This is a genomic window from Streptococcus sp. 4155 (genome assembly GCF_013276695.1).
GTDB classification, from domain to species: Bacteria; Bacillota; Bacilli; order Lactobacillales; family Streptococcaceae; genus Streptococcus; species Streptococcus pseudopneumoniae.
In genome coordinates, this window is sequence record NZ_VMLM01000108.1 from 1 (window position 1) to 2379 (window position 2379).

Here is a 2379-nt window from a genome sequence, read left to right on the forward strand (position 1 = left end):
TGGAGGGCTAGAGGGGGGAAAATCAGTTCAAAATTTTTAATCAGTTGACCGTTTAAATTAGGTTGATTTCCTCCTCGTCCAAGTTCTCGTAATTCGCTATACCTTAGCATTAATTGATGCCAAATAAAAACTGGATTGTCTATTTTATTTGGAAATATAGCCCCACATGCTTGGTTGCTAGTAGATTCAACTTTGAGGATTGCACTTCTTCCTCTTGTTTGTCCTTGACCATACATAGCAATTAATATTGTATCAACTGGAAAAAGTTTAAGAGATGTATTTTCTAAAGCAAATTTTGTGATTTTTTCCTCAGTTTCCGTAATTTCTCTATTTATTACCTCAGTTGTTTTTACCCAATTAATCGTTCCGCTATCCCAATATAATTTATTATCTCTTGATGGTGTACTTCCACTAGAAACTTCAAATTTTTCACCTATTTTATATTTGGGGAATAATGTAGTATAAAAATCCCCAAACATCTCGTTAAATCGGGATTTGCTTTTAAGAGATGAATTTTTGGTGTGAATGCTTGACATTATTTTGATTGACCATGGCATAGGCCAGGGTTGTGTCAATCTTGCTATGACCTAGCAGTTTTTGGACTTGCTCGATAGGCATACCTTTATCAATTGCCTTAGTCGCTAAAGTTCTTCTGAACTTATGTGGGTGAACCTTTTGTATACCGAGTTTGTCTCCTAACTTTCTTAAGCGAATCTCTACACCAGCAATTCCAAGCCTCTGGACTTTTCCAACTAACGTTACAAAAAGAGCAGGGTGACTATCTTTTCTGTCGTTAAGATAGTTTCTTAAATGAATTTTCGTACGAGCGTCAAAATATACTGGTCTCTCCTTCTTTCCTTTACCAAAGACAACACACTCTCTGTTTTCAAAATCAATATCTGAACGATTCAACTGTACAAGCTCCCCTACACGCATACCTGTCGATGCTAGTAGGTCTATTATTGCCAAATCTCTCAAATTTTCACAGTTATCGCGCATAATTTCCAAATGTTCATCTGTATAAGTTTCCTTCACATTTTGCTCAGTCTTAATTTTCTTTATCCGTCGAATGGGATTTTTAATGATATATTCCTCTTGCTCAAGCCAAGCAAAAAAAGAAGACAATATACGCCTAATATTGTCTAAATTTGCCTTACTACAATCCTTTTCAGACTGGTAATTTGCTAAATAACTCCTTAAATCATCTGTTGTGAGTTGTGTCACAGACTCCTTAATACCATTAAACAAGTTTTCAATCGTCCTCTGGTAATAACGAATTGTTTTTGAGCTACAGCCCTCTACCTGTTTGGCGGTAATAAAGAGTTTCAACAGGTTATTATTCGAATACTTCTGCTGCTTTTTTCCGTCTACTAGATGATGTTCTAAACTCTCTCTCAATGCTAGTAATTGTTCATTATTTAAAAGAGGTAACATTTCTTGCATGATAATTGTAACTTTTGATTCCATAATTTCTCACTTTCTTATTCATCAATAAAAAGAGACAATATCAGTTTCTGCATTACAGAATTCTAATATTGTCTGTTCATTTATTTTCTTGTGCTCATTCAAATCCAGCATACTAGGTTACTTTTTGACCTTTTCCCTAACAGAATGTTCAGAAACCCATTTGGAGTAGCTTGTCATTTTTTCATCAGTTAAAGATTCTACTGCGATGGTCACACACATTTTTACTGCTTCTTCTACCGTTACAGAAAAATGATAGCTATTTAATTGTAAAAATTTGACCAAAACGAAGAAAGCAGTTCTTTTATTAGCATTAGCAAAAACATGCTTCTTTATCAATTGGACAAATAGTATCGTTGCTTTATCAAAAATTGTTGGATAAAGAGGCTTCCCAAAGACAAATTGTTCTGGTAAGTTCACAATCATATTTAAGGCAGAAGGACTAACTGTTTGAATTTTCTCATTTGGAGAATACCGTTGAATTGCTAAAGCATTTATTTTTTCAATTTGCTTTTCTGTTAGATAGATTGTCATTTTTCCACCAAAGCTTTGAAAACATCGTCGTATTCGTCAAATATTTTATCTAAATTTAAGTCAAAGGCATCATCAGATACATAAGAAACCTGCTGATCCAATTCTTCAGGAGTAAAGATAATCTCACCACTTGGTAACAATTTAGCTTCGTATTTTACACCACTTGGAATATTAAATTCACTTGGAATCGTAATGGTGATTGAATTTCCTTGTTTTCTTGTTTTTACTACCATCTGATTTCCTCCTTTGTTGTATTATAACAAATCATTACCGTAATTACAATGGCAGAATATCAGCTAAAATACTCCTGCATCAGAGATTTCTTCAAAGTTTCAAGCTCTTCCAGAGATTTTTGGATTGCCAATTGTGATTTGTCGACCA

Annotated in this window: 4 protein-coding genes and 1 pseudogene; all 5 read right to left on the reverse strand. The window is 34.0% G+C overall.

The annotated features are described in order from the left end of the window. Nucleotides 1-479 (reverse strand): restriction endonuclease subunit S (locus HT715_RS10860; RefSeq protein WP_240149865.1); only part of this gene is annotated, 479 nt, incomplete at its 3' end. Between the two features lie 22 nt (nt 480-501). After that, entirely contained in the window at nt 502-1467 is a 966-nt protein-coding gene (gene xerA, locus HT715_RS10865) for a site-specific tyrosine recombinase/integron integrase (RefSeq protein WP_000444454.1), read from the reverse strand. A 117-nt stretch (nt 1468-1584) separates the two neighbouring features. Further along, entirely contained in the window at nt 1585-1998 is a 414-nt protein-coding gene (locus HT715_RS10870) for a type II toxin-antitoxin system death-on-curing family toxin (protein ID WP_000158362.1), read from the reverse strand. Next, the gene (locus HT715_RS10875) at nt 1995-2231 is read right to left on the reverse strand and encodes an AbrB family transcriptional regulator (protein ID WP_000260603.1); all 237 of its coding nucleotides are present in this window, start codon (nt 2229-2231) and stop codon (nt 1995-1997) included. Before HT715_RS10875 ends, HT715_RS10870 begins: the two co-directional genes overlap by 4 nt. Before the next feature lie 59 nt (nt 2232-2290). Then, nucleotides 2291-2379 (reverse strand): annotated as a pseudogene (locus HT715_RS10880) (type I restriction endonuclease); the annotation flags it as partial.

Coding starts and splice junctions, on each gene's coding strand:
- HT715_RS10870 (WP_000158362.1), bottom strand. CDS start 1,998: ATGACAATCTATCTAACAGAAAAGCAAATTGAAAAAATAAATGCTTTA.
- xerA (WP_000444454.1), bottom strand. CDS start 1,467: ATGGAATCAAAAGTTACAATTATCATGCAAGAAATGTTACCTCTTTTA.
- HT715_RS10875 (WP_000260603.1), bottom strand. CDS start 2,231: ATGGTAGTAAAAACAAGAAAACAAGGAAATTCAATCACCATTACGATT.